Annotated in this window: 26 protein-coding genes; 9 read left to right on the forward strand and 17 right to left on the reverse strand. The window is 45.7% G+C overall.

The window, feature by feature from the left end:
- Nucleotides 1-512: 512 nt before the first annotated feature.
- From rocF to MH144_RS30395, 4 genes are all read right to left on the reverse strand, one after another.
- Nucleotides 513-1,481, reverse strand: a complete 969-nt coding sequence (gene rocF, locus MH144_RS30380; RefSeq protein ID WP_239305864.1) for an arginase — start codon at nt 1,479-1,481, stop codon at nt 513-515.
- An 88-nt stretch (nt 1,482-1,569) separates the two neighbouring features.
- Nucleotides 1,570-2,763, reverse strand: a complete 1,194-nt coding sequence (locus MH144_RS30385; RefSeq protein WP_239305865.1) for an ornithine--oxo-acid transaminase — start codon at nt 2,761-2,763, stop codon at nt 1,570-1,572.
- A 125-nt stretch (nt 2,764-2,888) separates the two neighbouring features.
- A complete protein-coding gene (locus MH144_RS30390) occupies nt 2,889-3,545 on the reverse strand; it encodes an amino acid ABC transporter permease (RefSeq protein WP_239305866.1) in 657 nt (218 codons plus the stop codon).
- A gap of 22 nt (nt 3,546-3,567) precedes the next feature.
- Entirely contained in the window at nt 3,568-4,389 is an 822-nt protein-coding gene (locus MH144_RS30395; RefSeq protein ID WP_239305867.1) for a transporter substrate-binding domain-containing protein, read from the reverse strand.
- A gap of 326 nt (nt 4,390-4,715) precedes the next feature.
- Between MH144_RS30395 and MH144_RS30400 the strand changes: the two genes are divergently transcribed.
- Nucleotides 4,716-5,360: a GntR family transcriptional regulator gene (locus tag MH144_RS30400; protein WP_239305868.1), complete on the forward strand. Its 645-nt coding sequence runs from the start codon at nt 4,716-4,718 to the stop codon at nt 5,358-5,360.
- 116 nt (nt 5,361-5,476) lie between these two features.
- Here MH144_RS30400 and MH144_RS30405 read toward each other — a convergent pair whose 3' ends face one another.
- Nucleotides 5,477-6,202 carry a class I SAM-dependent methyltransferase gene (locus tag MH144_RS30405; RefSeq protein WP_275440388.1) on the reverse strand — a complete coding sequence of 242 codons (726 nt, stop codon included), beginning with the start codon at nt 6,200-6,202 and terminating at the stop codon, nt 5,477-5,479.
- Nucleotides 6,203-6,368: 166 nt separating this feature from the next.
- Between MH144_RS30405 and MH144_RS30410 the strand changes: the two genes are divergently transcribed.
- Nucleotides 6,369-6,713 (forward strand): hypothetical protein, encoded by a 345-nt coding sequence (locus MH144_RS30410; RefSeq protein WP_183527130.1) that lies wholly within the window; start codon nt 6,369-6,371, stop codon nt 6,711-6,713.
- Between the two features lie 208 nt (nt 6,714-6,921).
- Here MH144_RS30410 and MH144_RS30415 read toward each other — a convergent pair whose 3' ends face one another.
- From MH144_RS30415 to MH144_RS30430, 4 genes are all read right to left on the reverse strand, one after another.
- Entirely contained in the window at nt 6,922-7,149 is a 228-nt protein-coding gene (locus MH144_RS30415; protein ID WP_095293549.1) for a cold-shock protein, read from the reverse strand.
- Between the two features lie 188 nt (nt 7,150-7,337).
- Entirely contained in the window at nt 7,338-7,538 is a 201-nt protein-coding gene (locus tag MH144_RS30420) for a cold-shock protein (RefSeq protein ID WP_024633772.1), read from the reverse strand.
- A gap of 394 nt (nt 7,539-7,932) precedes the next feature.
- On the reverse strand, nt 7,933-8,169 hold the full coding sequence (locus MH144_RS30425) for a DUF6953 family protein (RefSeq protein ID WP_239305869.1): 237 nt from the start codon (nt 8,167-8,169) through the stop codon (nt 7,933-7,935).
- A gap of 144 nt (nt 8,170-8,313) precedes the next feature.
- On the reverse strand, nt 8,314-9,102 hold the full coding sequence (locus tag MH144_RS30430) for a CPBP family intramembrane glutamic endopeptidase (RefSeq protein ID WP_239305870.1): 789 nt from the start codon (nt 9,100-9,102) through the stop codon (nt 8,314-8,316).
- Nucleotides 9,103-9,407: 305 nt separating this feature from the next.
- Here MH144_RS30430 and MH144_RS30435 point away from each other — a divergent pair, with 305 nt between their 5' ends.
- A complete protein-coding gene (locus MH144_RS30435) occupies nt 9,408-10,079 on the forward strand; it encodes a phosphatase PAP2 family protein (protein WP_239305871.1) in 672 nt (223 codons plus the stop codon).
- 128 nt (nt 10,080-10,207) lie between these two features.
- Here MH144_RS30435 and MH144_RS30440 read toward each other — a convergent pair whose 3' ends face one another.
- A complete protein-coding gene (locus MH144_RS30440; protein ID WP_239305872.1) occupies nt 10,208-10,987 on the reverse strand; it encodes a helix-turn-helix transcriptional regulator in 780 nt (259 codons plus the stop codon).
- A 111-nt stretch (nt 10,988-11,098) separates the two neighbouring features.
- On the opposite strand from MH144_RS30440, the gene pyk reads away from it, so the two are divergent.
- Nucleotides 11,099-12,514, forward strand: coding sequence for a pyruvate kinase (gene pyk / locus MH144_RS30445; protein ID WP_239305873.1), 1,416 nt, complete (start codon nt 11,099-11,101; stop codon nt 12,512-12,514).
- A 98-nt stretch (nt 12,515-12,612) separates the two neighbouring features.
- Here the strand turns inward: pyk and MH144_RS30450 are convergent, their stop codons facing one another.
- A complete protein-coding gene (locus tag MH144_RS30450) occupies nt 12,613-13,062 on the reverse strand; it encodes an SRPBCC family protein (RefSeq protein ID WP_221807935.1) in 450 nt (149 codons plus the stop codon).
- Between the two features lie 268 nt (nt 13,063-13,330).
- Between MH144_RS30450 and MH144_RS30455 the strand changes: the two genes are divergently transcribed.
- Both MH144_RS30455 and MH144_RS30460 read left to right on the forward strand, forming a co-directional pair.
- A complete protein-coding gene (locus MH144_RS30455; RefSeq protein ID WP_239305874.1) occupies nt 13,331-14,068 on the forward strand; it encodes a WecB/TagA/CpsF family glycosyltransferase in 738 nt (245 codons plus the stop codon).
- A gap of 69 nt (nt 14,069-14,137) precedes the next feature.
- Nucleotides 14,138-14,977 (forward strand): helix-turn-helix transcriptional regulator, encoded by an 840-nt coding sequence (locus tag MH144_RS30460; protein ID WP_239305875.1) that lies wholly within the window; start codon nt 14,138-14,140, stop codon nt 14,975-14,977.
- Here MH144_RS30460 and MH144_RS30465 read toward each other — a convergent pair.
- Nucleotides 14,961-15,515, reverse strand: a complete 555-nt coding sequence (locus MH144_RS30465) for an MOSC domain-containing protein (protein ID WP_239305876.1) — start codon at nt 15,513-15,515, stop codon at nt 14,961-14,963. The genes MH144_RS30460 and MH144_RS30465 overlap by 17 nt on opposite strands.
- Before the next feature lie 80 nt (nt 15,516-15,595).
- Complete coding sequence (locus MH144_RS30470) at nt 15,596-16,816, reverse strand: MFS transporter (RefSeq protein WP_239305877.1); 1,221 nt, start codon at nt 16,814-16,816, stop codon at nt 15,596-15,598.
- Nucleotides 16,817-17,046: 230 nt separating this feature from the next.
- Between MH144_RS30470 and MH144_RS30475 the strand changes: the two genes are divergently transcribed.
- From MH144_RS30475 to MH144_RS30485, 3 genes are all read left to right on the forward strand, one after another.
- Nucleotides 17,047-17,412, forward strand: coding sequence for a DUF1304 domain-containing protein (locus tag MH144_RS30475; RefSeq protein WP_481857414.1), 366 nt, complete (start codon nt 17,047-17,049; stop codon nt 17,410-17,412).
- Nucleotides 17,413-17,532: 120 nt separating this feature from the next.
- Nucleotides 17,533-18,333, forward strand: a complete 801-nt coding sequence (locus tag MH144_RS30480) for a DUF4261 domain-containing protein (protein WP_239305878.1) — start codon at nt 17,533-17,535, stop codon at nt 18,331-18,333.
- Between the two features lie 288 nt (nt 18,334-18,621).
- Nucleotides 18,622-18,981 carry an STAS/SEC14 domain-containing protein gene (locus tag MH144_RS30485; RefSeq protein ID WP_239305879.1) on the forward strand — a complete coding sequence of 120 codons (360 nt, stop codon included), beginning with the start codon at nt 18,622-18,624 and terminating at the stop codon, nt 18,979-18,981.
- A gap of 63 nt (nt 18,982-19,044) precedes the next feature.
- Here MH144_RS30485 and MH144_RS30490 read toward each other — a convergent pair whose 3' ends face one another.
- The 4 genes from MH144_RS30490 to MH144_RS30505 all read right to left on the reverse strand — a co-directional run bounded on the left by MH144_RS30490 (nt 19,045) and on the right by MH144_RS30505 (nt 22,048).
- On the reverse strand, nt 19,045-19,545 hold the full coding sequence (locus MH144_RS30490) for a GNAT family N-acetyltransferase (protein WP_239305880.1): 501 nt from the start codon (nt 19,543-19,545) through the stop codon (nt 19,045-19,047).
- Nucleotides 19,542-20,039: a hypothetical protein gene (locus MH144_RS30495; RefSeq protein ID WP_239305881.1), complete on the reverse strand. Its 498-nt coding sequence runs from the start codon at nt 20,037-20,039 to the stop codon at nt 19,542-19,544. The genes MH144_RS30490 and MH144_RS30495 overlap by 4 nt, the downstream gene beginning before the upstream one ends.
- A 42-nt stretch (nt 20,040-20,081) precedes the next feature.
- Nucleotides 20,082-20,672, reverse strand: coding sequence for a hypothetical protein (locus tag MH144_RS30500; RefSeq protein ID WP_239305882.1), 591 nt, complete (start codon nt 20,670-20,672; stop codon nt 20,082-20,084).
- 362 nt (nt 20,673-21,034) lie between these two features.
- Nucleotides 21,035-22,048: a LacI family DNA-binding transcriptional regulator gene (locus MH144_RS30505; protein ID WP_239305883.1), complete on the reverse strand. Its 1,014-nt coding sequence runs from the start codon at nt 22,046-22,048 to the stop codon at nt 21,035-21,037.
- Nucleotides 22,049-22,111 lie beyond the last annotated feature (63 nt).

The raw sequence follows: 22,111 nt of genomic DNA on the forward strand, positions 1-22,111 counted from the left end.
AAAAATCTCATTTGTTGATCTTGCAAGCAAGATCATTTACTCACTCGTTGTTCAGTTTTCAAAGATCAAACGTTGTTTGCATCCGAGTGTTGTTCTCTTCAGCAACTTTTATATCTTATCATATCCGAACCAATTTAGCAAGCATTTTTTTAAGTTTCTTTCGAAGCTTTTCAGTTTGCTTACCGCACCGTGTTTCTCGTGTTTTCTTGGCCGGAATTAGAATATACCATGTAGAGATTTATTATGCAAGTACTTTTTTCAAAAAAAGTTTAACACCCACACATCTATCCTTCTATCCCTGTCTTCCACTCTCCTTACCTTCTGTATGTAAGATCATATTTCAGCATACTCAATCACGTTTATAAGAGAATAACAAAAAGCCAGACAAGCCCCTCTCCCTACTTCAAGGAAGGTACATTCGGGACTCGGTTCCGGCATTTCATGAAACTCTTTCCTTCTATATAAAATAAACTTCTCAATACCATGCGATATATCCACTCCATTGAAACTCATTACAATATGCGTTTACCCAGCAGCGATGCAATTAGTTCTACCCCTAGCCTCGCAGTGTGTCTATTATGATCAAACAACGGATTGACCTCCACAAGTTCCATAGAGGTAATACGATTCGCGGAAGCAAGTAACTCCAATGCAAAATGTGCTTCCCGATAATTCAGCCCACCTGGGACTGGTGTACCCACTCCTGGCGCTTCACGAGGATCGAGGCAATCCATGTCGAAGCTAAGATGAATCCCGTCGCTTCCCTTTCCTGCCACAGCCATCGCTTGTTCGACAACTGACTGGATTCCCATTCGGTCTATATCATGCATCGTGAAGCTTTTGATTCCATGTGCTCTAATCTGCTCTTTCTCATACTCATCAATATCCCGCAATCCAACGTACACCAGATTAGAAGGGTTAATAAACGGACCAACCCCAGGGATATGGGATAAATTAAACGTCGAATGTCCAAGTGCCGCAGCCAGACTCATCCCATGCATGTTCCCGGACAAACTGCGTTCTTCGGTATTTAGGTCAGCATGTGCATCGAACCAGATTACACCCAAGTTTGAATAATGAGAAGTTAACCCCGCCATAGTACCGATTGCCACACTGTGGTCTCCTCCAAGAACAAGCGGGAACACACCCCCTGCTACCACACGGGACACTTCGGCGCACACCCGCTCACTCACCTGGCGAACTTCACGCAAATACTTAGCACGGTTACGCTCAATCGGGGCATCAGCTACCAATGGACAATCCACACGCACTTCCTCCGTCAGAACTATTCCGAGTCTCGCAATCTCCCGTTTCAGCCCAGCTGTAATTAGCTCATCCGGACCTAACTCTGCACCCCCGCGAGCACCCCCAAGGCCAAAAGGAACTTTAATAACAGCCACCTGGCGCTGTTCCATAGAACTCGAACCCGTTTCAATAGCAGCTCCCAGCTTGCCTGCAGTTTCCGTATTAAGATTCCCCATACAGATCAGCCCCTTCGCAGCTTATTTCTAAAGCAATGAAATATAATTAGAACCGATCTTACACCCGGCTATTCTAAGCTCTCATCCCTTAATCCTTTAAGACCTGTCTAATTCTTTCTAATGCCCAATCGATTTCTTCTTTCGTTATGGTAAGTGGCGGCGCAAAACGAATCGTTGTCTCATGCGTTTCCTTACACAGCAATCCCGCTGTCATTAGTTGCTCGCAATATGGGCGGGCAGGTGCATGAAGCTCGACACCAATAAACAAACCTTTTCCGCGCACCTCTTTTACTGCTGCACTCCCAATCCCCTTGAGATGTTTCATAAAATACTCCCCAAGACGTTCCGATCGCTCGGCCAGTCGTTCATCTTCCAACACCTGCAGTGCCGCAACAGCTACCGCACACGCAAGCGGATTGCCACCAAAGGTGGATCCATGAGACCCTGGCTCAAACAAATTAAGGATCTCTTCATCTGCTGCAACAGCCGAGATCGGCATAACACCTCCGCCAAGTGCTTTACCCATGATCCAGAGATCAGGCACCGCCCCTTCCCAATCAGAAGCAAAACGACGTCCCGTTCGACCAAAACCCGTCTGGATCTCATCCGCTACCGTTAACACCTGCATGGTCTTGCATAGTTCAAAAGCTTCCGCAAGGTATCCATCCGGCGGGATGATTATACCTGCCTCGCCCTGAATCGGCTCTACCAAAAACGCCGCAGTATTTGGAGTAATTGCCTGCCTCAATGCATCGACGTCCCCATAAGGAATAATTCGAAAACCGGGCGTGAAAGGACCAAAGTCCTTTTGGTACGTCTCTGAGGATGAGAAAGACGTGACCGTCAACGTTCTTCCGTGGAAATTACCGGAGCAGACGATAATTTCAGCTTGATTTTCAGGGACACCTTTACAACGATAGGCCCATCTCCGCACAGCCTTAACCGCAGTTTCCACGGCTTCAGCACCCGTATTCATTGCAAGAATCTTCGTCTTGCCCGTAAATTGCGAGAGTTTCTGATAAAAAAGGGAGGCTGCGCTGCTGTGGAATGCCCGCGAAGTCAACGTAACCCGGTCAGCCTGATCCTTCAGCGCCTGAATAATCACAGGATGCCTGTGTCCATGATTCAACGCCGAGTAAGCACTTAACATATCCATGTATCGACGGCCTTCAGGATCTTGAACCCAAACCCCTTCGGCTGTCTCAATGACAATCGGGAGCGGATGATAGTTAGGCGCAGCATATTGTTCCGACCATTCCAACCATTTTTGAGAGTCTGACATTACCCCCAGCACCTCCTGCCGATCTGTATACAAAATACAATATCAATGTATGCTTCGCCTTCTCCATTTACGACCCCTTCACAGCTAAATCCACGATAGCCCTCGGTACCGTGGATAAACCTCGATTAACGGGAAGCGGATAGCCTCCGTTCTATCCAGGCAAGCAGATTAGCCAGTGTAAATGTGATTACAAAATAGAGCGCAGCAGCAACGAGGAGTGGAGCAAGCGGTTGAAAGGTAACACCTTGAACAGCTCTGGCTGTGTAGATAATTTCAGCAATCCCAATCATGGAGACAAGAGAAGAATCTTTAATAATGATAATGAATTCATTACCGATTGCCGGTAGCATATTCCGAAACGCCTGAGGCAGTATAATGTAGCGAAGCGTCATGCCATGGGTTAAACCAAGTGATCGAGCAGCTTCCGCCTGACCCTTATCGATCGCCTGGATTCCGGCCCGAAACACTTCCGCCATATAAGCAGAACTATTGATGGTTAGTGCCACTACCCCCGACATAAATGCCGGCAAATTGATGCCGATCACCGTCAGACCATAGTGAATGATAAGAATTTGTACCAACATCGGTGTGCCCCGAATGAGTTCAATATAGGTTGATGCCAAAAATTTGATTGGCCACATACGTGATATACGCAATAGCGCAACCAAAACGCCAAGGATGGTGCCCAGTAGGACGCCAAAGAAAGACAATTCCAACGTCACCCAAGCACTTCTTGCGTAATCCTGCCAATGATCCGATAAAAAAGAAAAATCTAAATTCACGCATATCCCTCACTCGCCAGGCTTATTCCCCAACCAACTCATTGGCCTCAATGACGAAACGTTCGATGTCACCGTTACTTTTGAGCTTTTGGAGTGTAGCGTTAATCTGATCCACCAACTCCTGATTTCCTTTTTTGACAGCGATTGCCGATCCAGCTTCATCTTCAGCTTGTTCAATCTTTATGTCCGACAAAGCAAGCCCCTGCTGATTCTTCACATACTGTTCCGCTACCGGCTTCTCCAGAATGAGCGCATCCACGCGGCCAGTCTGCAATTCCAGAATCAACTCGGGGATTTTCGCTAGGGATGTGAGTTTGGCACCATTTATCTTTTGAGCAATCCCTTCTTGAATGGAGCTTTTCTGCACACCGACCTGTTTGCCTGACAGATCATCCAGTGAGCCTAACGTACCACCCTCACCCTCCCGGACAAGCACTGCCTGTTCTGCAAAGTAATAGATGTCGGTGAAATCCACGTTCTTCTTCCGCTCCTCGGTAGGGGTTAAGCCCGAAATTACAAAATCCACTTTTTCCGTGTCCAGCGCCATGAGGAGACCATCAAAATCCATGTCTTCAATCTTCAACTCGGCTCCCATATCCGCCGCAATGGCTTTGGCAATCTCGATATCGAAACCGACTATTGCGTCTTTGCCATCGATGCTCTTATGAAACTCATAGGGAGCGTAATCTGCGCTGGTACCAAGTACAATGACTTCCTTCTCTGTTGCGTCACCTTCAGCGGTTGATACCGGAGCCGAAGGGTTACCCGTTGTCTGTTCCTGCCCACAAGCCGACATGATTACAACCATCAATGACAACAACACTGGTAAAAGAATTCTTTTCACAGATCATACCCCTATTCTTTTATTTGGAATGATACACCTCTAAAATCTGTATACAATATACATAGTACTGTATAAGGGAGTTTATGTAAGATATACTAACAGTCATTTGCATTTTCAGCAATAACTTTCAACCATTTATGAACTTTTATCTCATCGAACACTAAATACCTAACACATACATAACATAAAATAGGCATTTAAGTTAGCTTGCCCAACTTCCCCCTCGGTGTTAAGATGATAAAAACTTATAACACCCGAACGGCGCATCACACTTGGGCCCAGCCCACACATCCTATCATTACTATATACAGAAGGGGGAATCCGGTATGGAAGTACCTAAATACCGTTCCTTGAAAGATCACGTTTACGACTACATCGCCCAGAAGATTCAGGACGGGACACTGCTTCCCAATCAGAAGATCAACGAAGCGGAAATATGCAAAAAGCTGGACATTAGTCGCACTCCGACAAGAGAGGCGCTGTTTCAGCTTGCATCAGACAATCTGTTGCAGTATATTCCGCGTCGGGGATTTATTGTTGCTCCTTTTGATTCTGGCAAAAAGCTCGAATTCTCCCAGGCCATCGGGGTACTGGAAGCTCTTGCTGCCACACTCGCAGCAGATCATTTGAGAACATCAGACCTACTGGAGATGGAAGCACTCGTTGCAAGAATGGATGAAGATATTGCTCAGCTCGACCTAACCGCCTATAGCAAAGACCAATATCAATTTCACAACTTGTACATCCAGCGATGTGGTAATTCAACCGTTATTGAAATGTTGGATACGTTGAAAAACAGCTTCATACGCCAGTCGTATGTAAGTGACAACAAAGCGAAGTTATCCGGTGTTCTCCAGGAGGTTAACGAGGAACATCGCCAGATTCTAAACGCCTTCCGTACCAACGACAAACCGCAATTGGAGTCCCTCCTCAAACACCACTGGCGCATTATCGACAACGATATGCTGTAATAGCTTCCCGGGCCCGGCATTCAATATGCAGCGCAAATAGGCAACTCACCCTGTGGGTTGCCTTATCCTTTTTCTCACATCAATAACTTACGCTTAAATTCACACTTCCTAAGCAGTCATCTCTCGTCAGGTGGACTCTTTGCATCAAAAACAGCATAGCCCAACCTTTTACCGTATCTCGCCAGCAATTGATCATTGGTTTCACTCATGCGTCGGACCTGCTCATCCTCAAACAGAGCCATGTCCAGTTCCCGGTGCGGATCATGATCCACTCCCCATTTTCCCATGGAGCGAGAGTGCTCACGAACCAACACGCTGGTAAATCCGCACTGTTTGAGCCGCTTCTTCCATTCCGTTACGGTGGCCAGTGTCCTCATTCCGTAAAACCGCTTCAACCTACGGCTCATCAGCTCAGTTTTCCGTCCGCACAAGATCATCTCCCTGTCAATCAAGCGCCCTCCTGGTTTCAAAACCCGCTTATATTCGGAAAGTGCAGCGCGCCAGCGAGTAAATATGGTAACCGACTCCACAAACACCACATCAAATTGATGATCCGGAAAAGGCAACGCAGTAACATCCGCCTGAATAAAACGAATATCCAGACGTTCACGTCTTGCTCTTCTGACCGCTTTCTCCAGCATCTGACGGTGAAGATCAATCGCAGTCACCCGATGCCCATTTCGCGCGAGATAACAGGCCGTCCTTCCTGTACCACATCCTACTTCCAATACTTGCCCCCGTTCCGGAAGAGACAAGGAATCGATTAATTGTACTGTTGCCGTAAATCCACCAGGATGCGCACTTCCTTCACCGAGTTTAGCCAGTAAATCATGATAATCCAATGTTTCCAGCCCCCTTTCCCTCCCTCCAGTGTATGGAGCAATGGCAAAAGCGGCACATCCCTATGCATTTTCCGGGTACTCGTCCATACCAATTCACTCTTTTTTTACTATGATATACAAACCGTTGATTCCAAGCGGCAAACCGCAAAATCTGAGGGGGATATGCATGCACAGAATTCATCCGGTATGTGAAGAGACGGTGTCTCCGCACGTTGGACGCCCGGTATGTATGATTATGAAAGATGGCAAGCACATATACGGTACACTTGGAGGGTGCCGGGATGGCAAGATTTATGTAAGCGGAAGTTTCGAAGGCCCACGTCTGAGCTCTGTACAATCCAAACAGCAGCTCCGCAGAAAAGGGAAAAACAACGCAGTTACTGCAAAAAGAGTACAGTCTTCCGCTTATGGTCCTTACGGATACGGGTACGGCGGAGGATACGGATACGGGGCTGGATATGATCTCGCGCTGGTAACCACATTACTGTTGCTTCCATTCCTTTTCATCTAAGCAATTAACATACTAGCCATCTTAAAATAGAAACACCCCTCATGATGGTTACTGCCATGAGGGGTGTTTGTTATATTGCAATATGAATAAAAAAAGGCATTCGCCAAAACGAATGCCGGGAATTTCATATTTTCATTACCCGTACCTTTGCACAAGATGTCAGGTCTAAGTTAAAAAAAAACACCTCGTTAGAGGCGGGTAAGCTATGTTAAATCCGATTTCCTTTAGACATCGTCTTCATGTTGCTGTTCGAATTTTCAAGCAATGGCAGCATCCTAGTCGTGCTAACCATCTCAGAAGCACATATTGGACAAGTAGGCACGCTATCAAACGCAAAATTGTCCCGCATCCATCCTTTGCACGTATCACTCGTACATTCCCAGATTGCCGCATCCGCTTGTGGAATTTCTTCCAATGGCTTTTTGCGATTATACATGACTTCTACCCCCTTGTTATGGAAAAACATCTAACCGACGTTATTTCACAGAAGCCTATACTTAGCGGAAGTCTTACACCCCGCTCGGCTACTGCCTCGACAACTTATTGGGCCGACTTACATCTATCTGCTCAAAAAAAAGAAGCTGCCTTTACCATTATAACATGTTAAAGGCAGCTATGCTTTAATTACAGTTTTACAACTTCTTCTGCTTGAGGACCACGGTTTCCTTGTACAATTTTAAATTGCACGCGTTGACCTTCGTCCAGCGTTTTGAAGCCTTCGCCTGTAATAGCGCTGAAGTGTACGAATACATCTTCTCCGCCTTCAACTTCGATGAAACCGAAGCCTTTATCAGCGTTGAACCATTTTACTGTTCCGTTTTGCATGTGAATTACACCTCCAAATAAAGATTAACATGTTCCTTTGTTCTTTGCAGCAAGCAAATAAAAATTCACACATTGAAAAAGGTACCAGTCATAACCTATAAGTGATCGCCCTTTACAATATGTGAATTAGGTTTTCCACTCTCTCTACAACTTGTTCTTATTATAACTCTAATTCTGCCAAAAAGCAAATCTTTGTATTTTCTTTTCAAACAGCTTTGGAAATACATGTTATTCGTGCGTCTATGGACAAGTCTTATTCAAAAACACATCCGCTGCTGTGCGGTCTTATGAAAGGATATGCAGATCTGAACCAACTTATACATTTTTTATAAAATATTTTGGCATGCATATCCATTTCAAATGGAATCACTCATTCCCACACATCCAAGTGAACCTATGTCCAAGCCCACATAAAGGCATCCCGGTCCCAGGCGATCTGCCCGCCATGGAGTTTTCGGAATGCTTTTTTCACTTCTTTGGATAAAGAAGCATTCCCATTCTCATTAACAAAAACAAACTCGTCGCCAAAATGACTCTTTACGTACTCAATTGCAGCCTCCTGTTTCAATGTTCCAGTGAATTTAATCTCCTGAACCATCCATTCAGCAACATCCTGTGCTGTTCTCTCCATACTTTATCACCTGCTGTCTAATCTAGTGTACGTAAGGGGCTGACAAAGGAAACGGATCCCATGTCACCCCCACCGCCAGACTGAAGTATAACACGAGTACAACACTAGTGCTAAATGCGGTCACCAAGTTACCTTAGTAACGATTTAATGTGTAACCTTATGTCCAGCAGCTCCTGGATTAGAAGAGGACTTTTTTACTTTTCGAGCACCGTAGATCAACCATATACAATGAACAGCAAGAACAATTAACAAGAAAAGATCATAAGGAAGAGTATTCGTATCCTGGAGGTCATCACTTAGGAATTGGATCAAATTATGTATGAAGTGAAACAGAATCAAGGGAATGATGTTCCCGTTTTTCAGCATTAACAGCGCCAGTACAGCTCCGAGCAGAAGTGCATAGATCAGCTGCAGCAGCGTATCAGCCATACTTTGACCTGAGAGTGCATTCAACATATGTGTAATGGAAAATAAAATGCTTGAGGTTACTACCGCTGCCATTGCACTCTTGCGTAGTAATGTTTTGAAGATAAGTCCGCGGTATATGGTTTCTTCCACAAAGGCAACGAGCAGCGTAAAAAAGATAAAAAAGATCACCTTGGCTAAAGTGAGTTCCGTAAAACCTTTCAGGGCGATTGTACCCAGTACAAGGAGTAGCGGAATATAATACTTTGCGTGCTGAACCGGGATGGTTCTTAGGGAACGAAATCCCGTCTCGGCCCACCTGCGCCGCAGGGTCAGATAAATGATGAGCACAACAGCCATCGGCGTAAAGGATATAAGCACTGGCGAAGTGTAATCCAATTGCTTTACCGTCGCCACAGCCCCTGCTGCAAATACAGCGAGCAACAGCAGCAGTTCAATGATAATCACAGCCAGTACCGGTCTGCGTTCGGAGAACGATGGTTCTTTTCCGGTTTGCGGGGTTGCCATGGGTAAATCAGCCTCATTTCATTGTTATTTGTCGTTGTCATGCGAACTTGATATGACAATTTAGTTGTATCATATCAGAGAGCATTCGAATATCCTTTTTTGGATAAAAATATAAAAGTAACAAATTAGAGACTTTCTCTACCCTCTTTTCCCCTAAAATCAGGTATGGCTTGTGTTCGAAACTGTCATCATAGTAATACGCAAGATACTGGCTGCAGGGTTAACCATACTCTGCAACGTCTTATATAGAGAGAAAAGGTAAAATAACGAACGTGCATGATGCATAACAAATCAGGGGGTCAAATATGAAAGAACTATTTCTGCGCTGGGGGCATCTGCTGGCTATACTCTGCATACCACTTCAAGGCACCATATATGTTTTCCTCGGCAGTAACCCGGGTGATAATGTCTTCTACAATTACGCTTGGATTGATACACAAATTCCATTTATCAAAGAATTTATTTACCCATATATCAGTTGGATGCCTATTCTGTACCTTGGCTTCATCTATCTGGGCCTGACCAATAAATCGTTATTCTGGCGTACACTAGTGACCTATAATGTCGGGGTCATCGCGGCCAACATCTGTTTTGCAGTCTTTCCAACGCATGTCCCGCGGCCAATGGTCGGCGGAACGGATCTGAGCAGTACTCTAGTTCAGTTCATCTATGCCAATGATGCTCCATTCAACTGTTTTCCAAGCGTTCACTGCCTCACAAGTTATCTGCTGTTCATAATCATTAATCGGCATTTGAATTTCAGACCTCTCGCCCGGATTGCCTGGTCAGTGTGGCTCTGGTTGATCATTGCTTCAACGGTGTTTGTGAAACAGCACTCCCTCCTGGATGTTGCAGGCGGAATTCTGTTTGCGGAAGCAGCGTATTGGGCCGTCCGGGCAGTCTTGGCCCGCAGCAACCTTGCCCGCAAAAAAACGAAGCAGCGTGTAGGTGCCACCAATACAAGCAGCAATGCTTAATCATTCTTACAAGCAGCAAAGGATATATGCTGCATGAAATCAAAAGAGGGCCAGCGGCCCTCTTTTTTTGCACATCTATATATAGAAGAAACCAAAAACCGATCCATCTCCAGGGTTAAAGTTCCTTCTCAAATCATAGGAGGACGCTCATGGAGCCAGTCGGAAGGCTGAGTTCCGGTTATGCGCTTGAAAATGCGGTAAAAGTATGACAAGTCCCGATAACCAAGAAATTCCGCAATCTCCTGAATGGACAACTGTGATTCGGTAAGGAGATATAACGCCCGTTTCATCCGCTGGTCATGCACATACTGGCTGATCGTTTGATTCGTCATGCTTTTGAACAACGCTGCAGCATAATTGGGTGTTCTGCCAATCGCATCTCCGAGATCATCCTTTGTTAACTTTTCCCGGTAATGGCGCTCGATATATCGTTTCATTCGTTCTGCGTGCATATGTTTCTCTGGTGGAATAACTCCCCGATCCAGTTCCCGATTCACATAAATCAACACTTCCATCAATAAGGCCTGACTCATCATGACATAATAAGAAGGACGTTCCTGCCACTGCTGGTGAATCGCCTTCATGCGTTCATGAATCAGCTCGTAACATCCAGGTCTATGCCGTAACACTTCTGCCCGTTCCAACGCAGGCAATCCATCGGCCGGATCTCCCTGCAAATGGACAACAATTTGAGTGTGCGTTACCGTGGGAATACTTTTGCCATAATAGGAGACATCACCGGGAATCAACAACAATTCCCCCTTCTCCATAATCTGCTTCTCGCCGTTCACCCAATATACACATTTCCCATATGTAACCAAGCTGAGCCGCCAGGTTCCTTCGGTTTGCACTGCTTCTTCGTACCAACCGACGCCATTAATATGCCTTACTTCTAACGGAGTGATCATAACTCACCTCATTACTGGACTATACTCCAATCATTGTACTATAGTTCATACCCTGATTCGACAGAAAACGCTACAATACACACATAAGCAAAATATGAGGAGGAAATCAGCATGTTGAAAACAAAGATTATTTGTACTATGGGACCTGCTTGTGACTCGATCGAAACATTGAAAGTAATGATTCAGGAAGGCATGACGGTGGCCCGTCTGAATATGGCTCACGGCGAGCTGGAAGACCACGTTACCCGGATTAACAACATCCGCCAAGCAGCTTCCGAACTGAACAAATATATACCTATTATGATGGACATCAAAGGACCGGAAGTTCGGATCGGTAAACTGAAAGAAGCATCCTGCCACTTGCAAGCAGGCAAAGAGCTGATTCTGACAACGGAAGAAATCCTGGGTGACGCAGAGCGCATCTCCGTAAACTATCCTGAATTGAATCTCGTTGTGAAGCCTGGCGATCGCATCCTGATTGACGATGGTCTGGTAGACCTGACTGTACTCTCTGTAGAAGGTTCGGATATTCATTGCAAAATTATCAGCGGTGGCATTCTTAAACCACGTAAAGGTGTAAACTTGCCAGGAATCAAAACGACGCTGCCGGGTGTAACCGAGCGTGACGTTATGCACATCGGATTCGGGATCGAAAACGATATCGAAATCATTGCAGCTTCTTTTGTTCGCAAAGGCGATGACATTCGTGAAATTCGCAGCATCCTGAAAGAACGCGGTGCAGAGCACGTGCAGATTATCTCCAAAATTGAAAACCAGGAAGGTATGACCAACCTGAACGATATTATTGAAGCTTCTGACGGTATCATGGTAGCTCGTGGTGACCTCGGGGTTGAAGTGCCAATTGAAGACGTACCTATGATGCAAAAAGAAATGATCGACAAATGTAACCGTGCAGGTAAACCGGTTATCGTTGCTACGCACATGCTGGAATCCATGCAAGTTAACCCGCGTCCAACCCGTTCCGAAGTCAGCGACGTAGCGAACGCCGTTCTTCAAGGTGCAGACGTAGTCATGCTGTCCGGTGAATCGGCAGCAGGTAAATATCCTGTTCAATCTGTTCGCACAATGGCCGCTGTTGCCCACCGCGCTGAAACGATGATCGATTACAAAGAGCAATTCGGTCAAAAATCAGCTGCACAAGTAGCCGACATCACGGAAGTTATCAGTCAGGGAGCTGTAAGTTCCTCTCTGGTACTGAATGCCAAAGCAATCATCACTTCCACAGAGAGTGGCTTCACGGCACGCATGATCTCCAAGTACCGTCCAAAAGCACCGATCATTGCCGTTACCCAGCATGAAGAAGTACTCGCTAAAATCTGCCTGCTCTCCGGTGTTATTCCGGTTATGGGCGACAAAGTAACGACGACGGATGAAATGTTTGAATCTGCCACACGTAACGCGATCAAAACGGGTTATATCGAAAAAGGCGACATTATCGTGTTGTCCGCAGGTGTGCCTATCGGTCAATCCGGTAATACCAACCTGATCAAGGTTCAACAAGTATAATTTAATCGATACCGTTAAAATAAGGACAAATAAAATCCACCGAAGGCTAACTGCCATTCGGTGGATTTTTTTTATGTGACGACTTGGTTATATTTTTTTTACCAGCCGAAGTCCAACGTTTTTCCCGTCTCCGCCCAGGTTTTGATACTGCTTAATATCATCCACCAGCTGCTCTGTGCGCTTGCATAGGAAGGATGATTCTCCGTAAATTGATCATTGATCAAGGTCAGTTTGGTACATTCGCCTACAGTCTCGAGCTGGAAGACCACTCTGGATTCAAGATCTGCATGATTCGCATGATAAGAGGGTCCGGGATGTTCCCGATAACTGAGTCTGGATAAAGGTTCGAACTCTAAAATGTCACCGTACACATGCACAGTTTCAGCACCATCATTGCCAGGTCCTACGTAAGCAAACGGCTGGCCTGGTTGAAAATTGGAACGAAGTTCACTGCCAAAGAAACTGCTTCGTGTGCCGTCAGGTGAAATCAGGGCATTCCACACGTCTTCCAGCCCGGCATTGATATAAAATTCATATTTTAATTCCATGAACTCACTCCTCTATGCAATGGATATGCGATCTACCAACTCGCACTCTTATCCTATCGTTATACCCCTAACTTCGTATTGTAAAAACACGACAACCGAAAAAATAAGAGCAGGATTACAGAGAATCATCTTGTTCCATAACGGATAACTGAACCATATAGTTCTTTGTCAGAAGATCAGATATACTAAAATGGAATGATATAACAGCATTGGTACCATGAGTTTGTCCCCTATTCATTGATGGGTGTCATCAGAAAGGAAGCGAAGCATGAGCCAAACTACGAATATTATGGGTATTCCTTTTCCCAACCTTACCATGGAGCAGACCGTCACCATTCTTGGCGATGTTATAGATCAGCGTAGCACTGAACTCTTCCATGTCATTACAGGAAACCCGGAAATCGTCATGTCTTGTCAAAAGAATCAAACACTCCGCGCGGTCGTGGATCAAGCCGGATTATTGACCGCTGATGGGGCCGGCATCGTGATGGTCTCACGTTTGCGAGGCGGGCAATTGACTGAGCGGGTAACTGGCTGCGATCTTTTATTCCGCTTATTGGAGGAGGGAAACCGGAAACAATGGTCCTTCTATATGCTTGGAGCAGAAGAGAAGGTTAGTAAACGGGCAGTGGAAGTCATCGAAGAGAATTATCCGGGTGTAATCGTTAGCGGCAGGCACCATGGTTTTTTCTCAACGGATGAGGAAGAGCACATCGTGGAGGAAATTCGCAATACACAACCAGACTTTCTTATTGTTGCACTCGGAGCCCCAAATGCCGAGCACTGGATCGACAAGCACCGTCGTCTGCTGAATGCTCGTGTAGCCATTGGTGTCGGGGGAAGCCTGGATATCATCGCAGGCAAGACCAAACGTGCCCCGGCCTTGTGGCAAAAGTTAAATCTGGAATGGTTATACCGGCTGCTCAGCCAGCCCTCAAGATGGCGAAGACAGCTTATATTGCCACGTTTCGCTGTTCGAGCACTACTGTTCCGAGAGCAGAAATGACGGGACAACATTTACGCCTATCTACATCTGTACAGGGATAGAAATCAATTCCAGAGGGGATGAACAAGTATGGATTCCACAACTCACATTAGCAGACCTAGCATGGGCCTACTTAATCTGGATGAGGGCAACAAGAGATATCAGCTGACACGTCACGCTCCTTCGGAAGCGCTCAGTCCTTTTGTTAAACATTACTGGATGGTATCGTGGGATCTTACAGGTCTTGAATCCTATCCACAGCATGTGGTGCCCAACCCCTGTGTTAATCTGGTCGTAGAGCGGGACAACACGTTTTTCTTCGGTCCTTCCGGACGCAAATTCTCCTATCTCATTCGTGGAAAGGGGCAAGTGTTTGGCGTAAAGTTCCGACCGGGTGGATTCTATCCCTTTGTTCGTCTCCCTGTCTCATCATTGTGTGAACAACCGTTGGAAGTTTCCCGAGTGCTTGACGTCAGCGCAGCATCATTGGAAGAACAACTGCTCACCGATGGCAGTGATGTCGATAAAATCAGTTACATGGATCAGCTTCTATGTGCAAACCTTCCAGCTGAGGATACCCAAGCGAGACTGGTTCACGATATCGTGCAGCAGATTGAACTGAACCGGGAACTGTTGAGAGTGGATGATCTGTCGTCTTGCTGGAACATTCATACAAGAAAACTCCAGCGCCTGTTCAATCAGTATGTAGGAATTAGCCCCAAAACAGTAATTAAGCTCTACCGGCTGCAAAATGCAGCCGAACTGATCGACCGTGGCCTGCACTGCGATCTGGTTAAGCTATCTCAGGAGCTTGGATACCATGATCAGCCTCATTTCATTAAGGACTTTAAATCCATTATCGGGAGTACACCCGAGGAATACGTTCATTCACGAAAAAACCTGCCCCCAAATATCAGGACAGGCGTATAATTTCTATCGTATCACCAGTACGGATTGCGCCTTCCCTTTCAACCGAGCAGACAATACCACGTTTTTTGCGGGCGGCAGGCACGAATTTCTTGCGCAAACCATCCTGTTCATAGACTTGCTCAATCACTTTCCCTGGATGGACACAAGGAAGATTCTCTCCTTCACATATTAAACCTGTCCCGTCAGGAAACAGAAGCCGCGTTCCGGCAGGCAGCTCCGTTAAGCGGTCAATGCCACGAACCAGCATATTGGCACCAAGCCACTCCGGACGAATTTCGGGAATGTTCATTTTCTCTGCAATGAGTGCACATTCCTCCTCCGACACAATACTAATCTGCCGACGATTGGCAATCATCGTGCCCCGCTTATATATCTTCTGTCTGGAGTCCGCTGGACGCAGCAGGCCATAATGACGGTCTCCCGGAATTCCAGCAAGTTCAATATCGATTAACGGTACGGTCCGCGTAACAAACGTTGATGGATCGTCTGCAACCAGCACGAATTGAACGGTTCCCATGCCAAATCCCCTCTTTTCCATGAGCAATTCATCTCTTCGAATATATTATTACCCAACAGGCAGACTTCAGCAATCGGCATTTGTTGATCCTACACATTAACCTACTCCGAACTCCTCATCACGTGAGATCCGCTAACTTCCTTCCCCTTAGGTAACATCAACAACAAAATGAACGCACCGGCCAGGAAGAGTACACCACTCACGGTAACTACTGTCGTTAGGTTCAATTGATTCATTAGATAACCTGCAAACGACATACTAATGACCATCATGCCCATAAATACTGGAGTAACTGCCCCTCCCACTCGGCCAATAAAGGTCGTATCCGTATTGCGCATAATCATCGTCTGAATGCCTACATGAATCCATGGATAAAAGAAACCGTTAATCACCTGAGCGATCATGGTCAGCAGAATGTTGGTGGACCAGCCCATCATGATTGTTCCGAACGCACTGAACAGCAAACCTGAAGCGAGCAGCACTTGAGGCTGAAGTTTTTTGGCTGCACTCATGATGATTACGCCCCCGACCAGCATGGCTGTACCATTAACCATGAGCAGCCACTGTAGAAAACTTTTGTCCTGCCCCAGATTATCGATAACAACAAAGAGCATCAACGGTTGTATCAACCCTGCAGCCAGCCCGGCTACCGCAAAAGTCATGACCAGTGCCCGAAGAGCAACATTGGCATACACATATCGAAATCCCTCAGCCAACTCTTGATGGAAGGATTCCCGAGTGCCTGTAACTGCAGTCCCCCCTTCATCTTTAGGTAACCGTGAGAGAACCAGCCCGGATAGCAGAAACATCACAGCTGTAAGAACAAGAGATACTTCGATCCCGTAGTTCTGATAGATGACCGTTCCGATCATGGGGCCAATCACCATAAAAACAGCAACCATCGTTTGAAACATGGCCATTACTCCCTGCAATCCAACACCTGGGACGTGCTGCTTGAACAGCTTCATTGCAGAGGGCTGTGAGAATTGAGAGAAAACTGCTGAAACCAAGGTCCCCAATAACACTGAATACCAGGGACCAAACATTAAGGCAACCAGCACAACTACCGCAGAAAGTGAGGAAAGCAAATCACACCATACCATGGTATGTTTGGGCCTCCAGCGATCAGCGAAGGTTCCTCCGATTATTGCAAAAATAAAAATAGGTGCATATTCCGCCACAGAGATCCATGATACGGCCTGCGGATCATTGTTGGTCAGATCAGTCACATACAAGAGTATGGCAAAATTGCGTACCCAGATCCCCAATTGCAGAAGTAATCGCGAAACAACTATGGTCCGTACATACGGATTACGAAACACTTTAACTCCTCCTTCGGACTTTTTAAACAAATTATTCATAATATTGTTTGTTTATTTATAGATAATATAATTTATTGTTTGTAAATAAGCAATAATTTGTTTGCTTAATTTTCCTATTCATAATTATTTCGCCCAATTTATTTGCGCAAAATTTAATTAATACTTTTAGTTGTGGATGCAAACATCTATACTGAGAAGACAATGAAATAAAATACATAAAAGAAAGCAAGGTGTTCGTATTGATCGGTTCAGTTTTTGTGGCTTTGGTAGCCATTGAACACATCTACATCATGATCATGGAGATGTTTATGTGGACTCGTCCACGTACAATGAAAACCTTTGGTCTCACACCAGAATTCGCAGAATCAACCAAGTCGCTGGCAGCTAACCAGGGGCTGTACAACGGTTTTCTCGCAGCGGGGCTGATCTGGGGATTGGTGTATCCAGACACGGTGGTCGCTCAGCACATTCAGATCTTCTTCCTGGCTTGTGTCATCATCGCAGCCTTATACGGAGGAGCAACTGCTTCCCGGTCTATTATCGTCAAACAAGGATTGCCAGCATTGATCGCATTGCTCCTGGTGCTTTTCCTCTAATCAGCTCTTGAGTGGTAACTCCCTCCCCTTATTCATTACAGACCAAAGTATGGTATGGTAAGGTAATAATGGAATCAGTTATACCCATTACCGTGATGGATTTGGAAAGGAGAATGTCTCATGGGACTGTTTGACAAGCTTCGGCGTCGCAAAAAGGAACCCGTATCTGTAGGTGGAGCCGTCGAGTCTTCTTCACATAGTGAAACCATTGTTGGTTTTGTCCTTTTGGAACAGGATGACTGTGATTTCGATCAATTCATCCACACGATGAAGAAGGATTGGGATATTAATATTGAAGAGAGTTCGGAAGAGGGCAATCTGTTCTTTGAGGTAGATGGGATACAGGTGGTATGTGCTTATATCGGTGCCCCTGTTCCTGACCGGGAAGTAGAGGAGAACGCCAAATTAAATATATTGTGGCGTGAAGCCGAACAAGTTACTTCCAGGCATCAATCACAGATTATCGTCTCTGTTCTGAACGCACCGGATGCGATCCAGGGACATATCCTGTTTACCAAGACAGCAAGTGCACTGTTACAGCTTGACCATGCACTCGCCATATATTTGGCACCACTTGTTGTCGAGGCACGTCAGTATGTTGAGACAAGTTATATCCTTAAGCAGGACGAGCTGCCTGTTTCTCTATGGATTTTTATCGGTATGTATCAGAATGCGGAAGGCGCTTCAGCTTATACGTATGGATTGCGTAACTTCGGAAAAGAAGAGATCGAGATTATACATTCCGCCAACCCATTAAGTGATGTATTTGAAATGATGTTTATGACGATGACCTATGTGGTTGAAAATGACGTCACGTTGCACGATGGGGAGACCCTCGGGTTTACAGCCGAGCATAAGCTCCCGATTACCCGTTCCAAGGGAGTAGCTACAGAAGGCAGCAGTCTAAAGATCGGATATTAATTATCGTGCAGTCATATAAGAAGCAACCCACAGGGGCAAGTTCAGCATCCGCCTATTTGTCCTTGAAATAAATAGAGCCGTCCAGAGCATTAACCTGGGCGGTTCTCCTTTTTTGAAGAGCGGCTATTTCACTCTCATCTAGATTCCCTAAAATTAACTCTGCTAGTATAAAAATAGTTCATAAGTATTACATAATCCCGGAAATTTGTTTTAACTCCCGATTTTCGGGTATAATTAATAGGTCAATAGACTTATATATTACATATTTTTTTCGAGGGAGTTGCCTGTATGTCTGTACGACGTTTGGATTCAAAGGAACCTATTATTGAAATTATCTGGGATGGCATGGTCTCCCCTGAAGAAGTAGAACAAACGAATCGGGAAATTCAACATATTGCGCAGCAATTGGGTAATTCGTTTGATGTACTGGTGGACATGCGAAACATGAAAGCTTTCTCCCAGGAAACCAAAGAGAAAATTGTGGAGCATCAAAAAATGCTCACACAATTGGGTATGCGACGTGCCAGTGTAGCAGTCGGCAGTGCCATTGCGAGGATGCAGCTGAATCGAATCTCCAAGGAATCGGAGCATCAGACGGAATTCCAATGGGAAACATATGATGAAGCACTAGCATTTTTGACGAAATAAGAGAAGCGTTCCCTTAAGGGAACGCTTCTTCTATGTTCATATCCATTTAGATTCCGGTAGGACTCAATGGGCTGGATGAAGCCGACATAACATGGTGACCGATGTACCACACATCCCAATCTCCTCGAATCCAAAACGCCGGTAAAGTCGGATGGCTGCATTGTTCGGATCTACGCTGAGCGACACGGCCTGAGTCCCCCTCTGCCGAGCTTCATCCAATGCCGCTTGCATCAGAAGAGTGCCCAATCCCTTTCCCCGTGCTTCCTCAATGACTGCCATGCCCATCTCTGGAGTAGCAGCGTTCACGTAACCATATCCGGCATTCTGCTCATCATATAAACGTAAAGTGATCGAACCCAGTCTCCTACCCAGCGTATCTACTGCGATATATCCAAAATCCCCTTCTCTTCCCCAGCCTTCCACGTACTTGGACAGCTCTGGAGAATGGACAATTCCAGGTTCCAAGGGTTCATCACCCGCCTGGGTATGCAGGGAAGCATATAACATCTCCCACAGGAACGGAACATCTTCCGTTTCTATAGAACGCACATAGTACTCAGTCATGATTCTTCCCCCTTTATTCCCTCAAAGAGGCGCTCCATCTTGTACCAGTTCATATCTTGCGAAACCTTATAGTCCTGTAGTTTATCTCGCGTATCATTACCGTTATAGATCGTCATTGAATGTTTGTTATATAAGGTAATTCCAAAACCATTGATTTCACGTTCCTCTTTGTTAATCATAAGACGCCACTCATAATAATAGGGAGATTCCCGTTCTGTATCCCTCTGATTAATCTTCTTCAATTCAATATCCTTGTAGTCCTTCAGAATGTCCTGAATTTCCTCCGCATCCTTGATGACCACTTCCTTCCTGTCCCCCGATGAACTTGAAAATCTCGTGATTTCTAACCGGTCAAATTTGTCCAGCATGGTTATGTGATCCGTAACCTCTGCCCGAAACGTGGTATGCTGTTGAGATATGTATACAGGTATCGCTGTAGCTACTAAGGTAAGTAAAATAACGATACCCAGAATCAGCTTTCTTTTTCTATTCATAAATCAACCTCCTCTCGTTAACCTATATGCGCCTGAATCCATCTATAGTTGGAAAAATCCTGATCCGCTAAAATGTTGTGGGTCCTTCGCCCTCTGATGCTGTGCTCCCCATTCTCCTTCTCTCTCTAGGGGTGCTACGTATCCACTAAAATTGAGCTGTAATCGAGAGCGATCCTGCAATGTACCCAACACATAATTTTTCACAAGTTCATCTGAGCTGAAATCACGAGAAGACAGATAACCGGTATTTTCATACACTTCGTGGAACTCTTTTCGTATTATTTCACCATCTCTAACCTCTCTTACTTGTACCAAAACTCCTGCCTGTGCTGAAATTCCTTCTTCCAGGGCTATATTGGCCGCGTACTCTGCGTCGTAGCACTCCGTGATTTGTGAAGGAGTTTGTTTCTCTGTGGTGTTGGCCTTCTGGCACTCTTGCTCCTGATTCATGGGTTCCTTCGATGTTCTCTCACCCGTAAGCTCGGTATATCTCTCTTGAAACTGTTCAGGAGATAGTTTCGTAACTTCCCAGTCAATCACGTTCGTTTGAGAAGGTTCCCGTATAAATTCAACGGGTGACTCCGTAGAAATCTCCTTCTGTTCAGGAGAAAAATCGAGTAGCAACAAGCTCACAATGAAACATATGAATGCAGCAAGTCCCCACCTTTTAATACAAATCACCCATCTTTCTCATCCTAATATCGTAAAAAAGTGGATATAGCATGTTCTTCCTAGTATACCATTTCATCCATATATTGTTCTATATTAATACATCCATCCAAACCGACATATCGAACATTATAGCTGCCCTATGCGAAAAATAGCTTACCTCCCCCTATCAAGGAGAAACTGGATTACATCATACCAATTGGACTTCATCAAGCCTTCTAATCCCGTAGTCCAAACGGAATAAGCCGCATCCATCCTCCTACGAGGTTGAATACGGCTTGTTTGTATATCTCACTGAGCTGATGTGATACTGCTGGATCCCTGAATCAAGAATGAATGGAGACATCACCCGTTGACTCTCTGATCACCAGCTCGGGCTTCAGAACCAATTTCTGTGGCCGTTTATGCTCATCCTTCAACTCATCAATCAGCAGATCCACTGCACGATGCCCCAAATCTTCAATAGGTTGGGCAACCGTCGTCAGCGGTGGATTGGTCACAGATGCGAGAATAGTATTGTCGAATCCGATGATGGAGACATCTTCAGGGACTCGCAAGCCGAGCTCTTTTGCTGCCTGCAACGCACCAATGGCCTGCATGTCATTACAACAGAATATGCCGGTTGGCCGGTTGGTTTGCCCGAGCAGCACGAGCACCTCCTGTTTGGCTGTTTTTAAGTCCGCGGTTGATTCCCTGACCTGTGAAGATTCAAGAGTAAGACCTGCTTCCTCCACCGCTTCGCGAAATCCGCGTACACGTTCCTTACTGCTGCTGACCTTGAGCGGTTCTGACACCACCGCAAGGCGGGTATGACCCAACTGAAGCAAATGCTGCGCGGCCAGTGCGCCACCAAGCCTGTCATCGATCGCAACGGTGTGTACCGAGAGTGATGGCAGTTGACGAGCTATTAAGGCAACAGGTATGGATTGCTGCAGAAGGGGTGACAAAATCTCGGCATTATCAATACCCGTTCCGATCATCATGCCATCGACTCTTTTTTGCTGAAGCAGATTCAAATAGCGCTCTACCCGCTCGTCCTTATTGTCGGTGCTGCAGATCACGACGCTGTACCCCAGCTGGCGGCTCCGATCTTCTACCGCTCTGGCAAGCTCGGCAAAATACGGATTGGATATATCGGGTACAAGCAGACCGAGCGTATAGGTTTGCTTGCCCGTAAGTGCAGCAGCAATCGCGCTAGGTTGATAGTTAAGGCGTTCCATGATCTCCATAACCTCAGCGCGCCGCTTTTCACTGATTTTCCCTTTGCCGTTAATGACCTGGGAGACCGTGGCAATGGATACGCCCGCCTCTCGTGCAATATCATAAATGGTTGCTTTCATTGTTAATTCCCCATCTGTGCTATATACAAGATCCTTATATATAGGTAATCGTTTTCTTCTCAT

It is taken from the genome of Paenibacillus sp. ACRRY, assembly GCF_022346995.1.
Taxonomy (GTDB): domain Bacteria; phylum Bacillota; class Bacilli; order Paenibacillales; family Paenibacillaceae; genus Paenibacillus.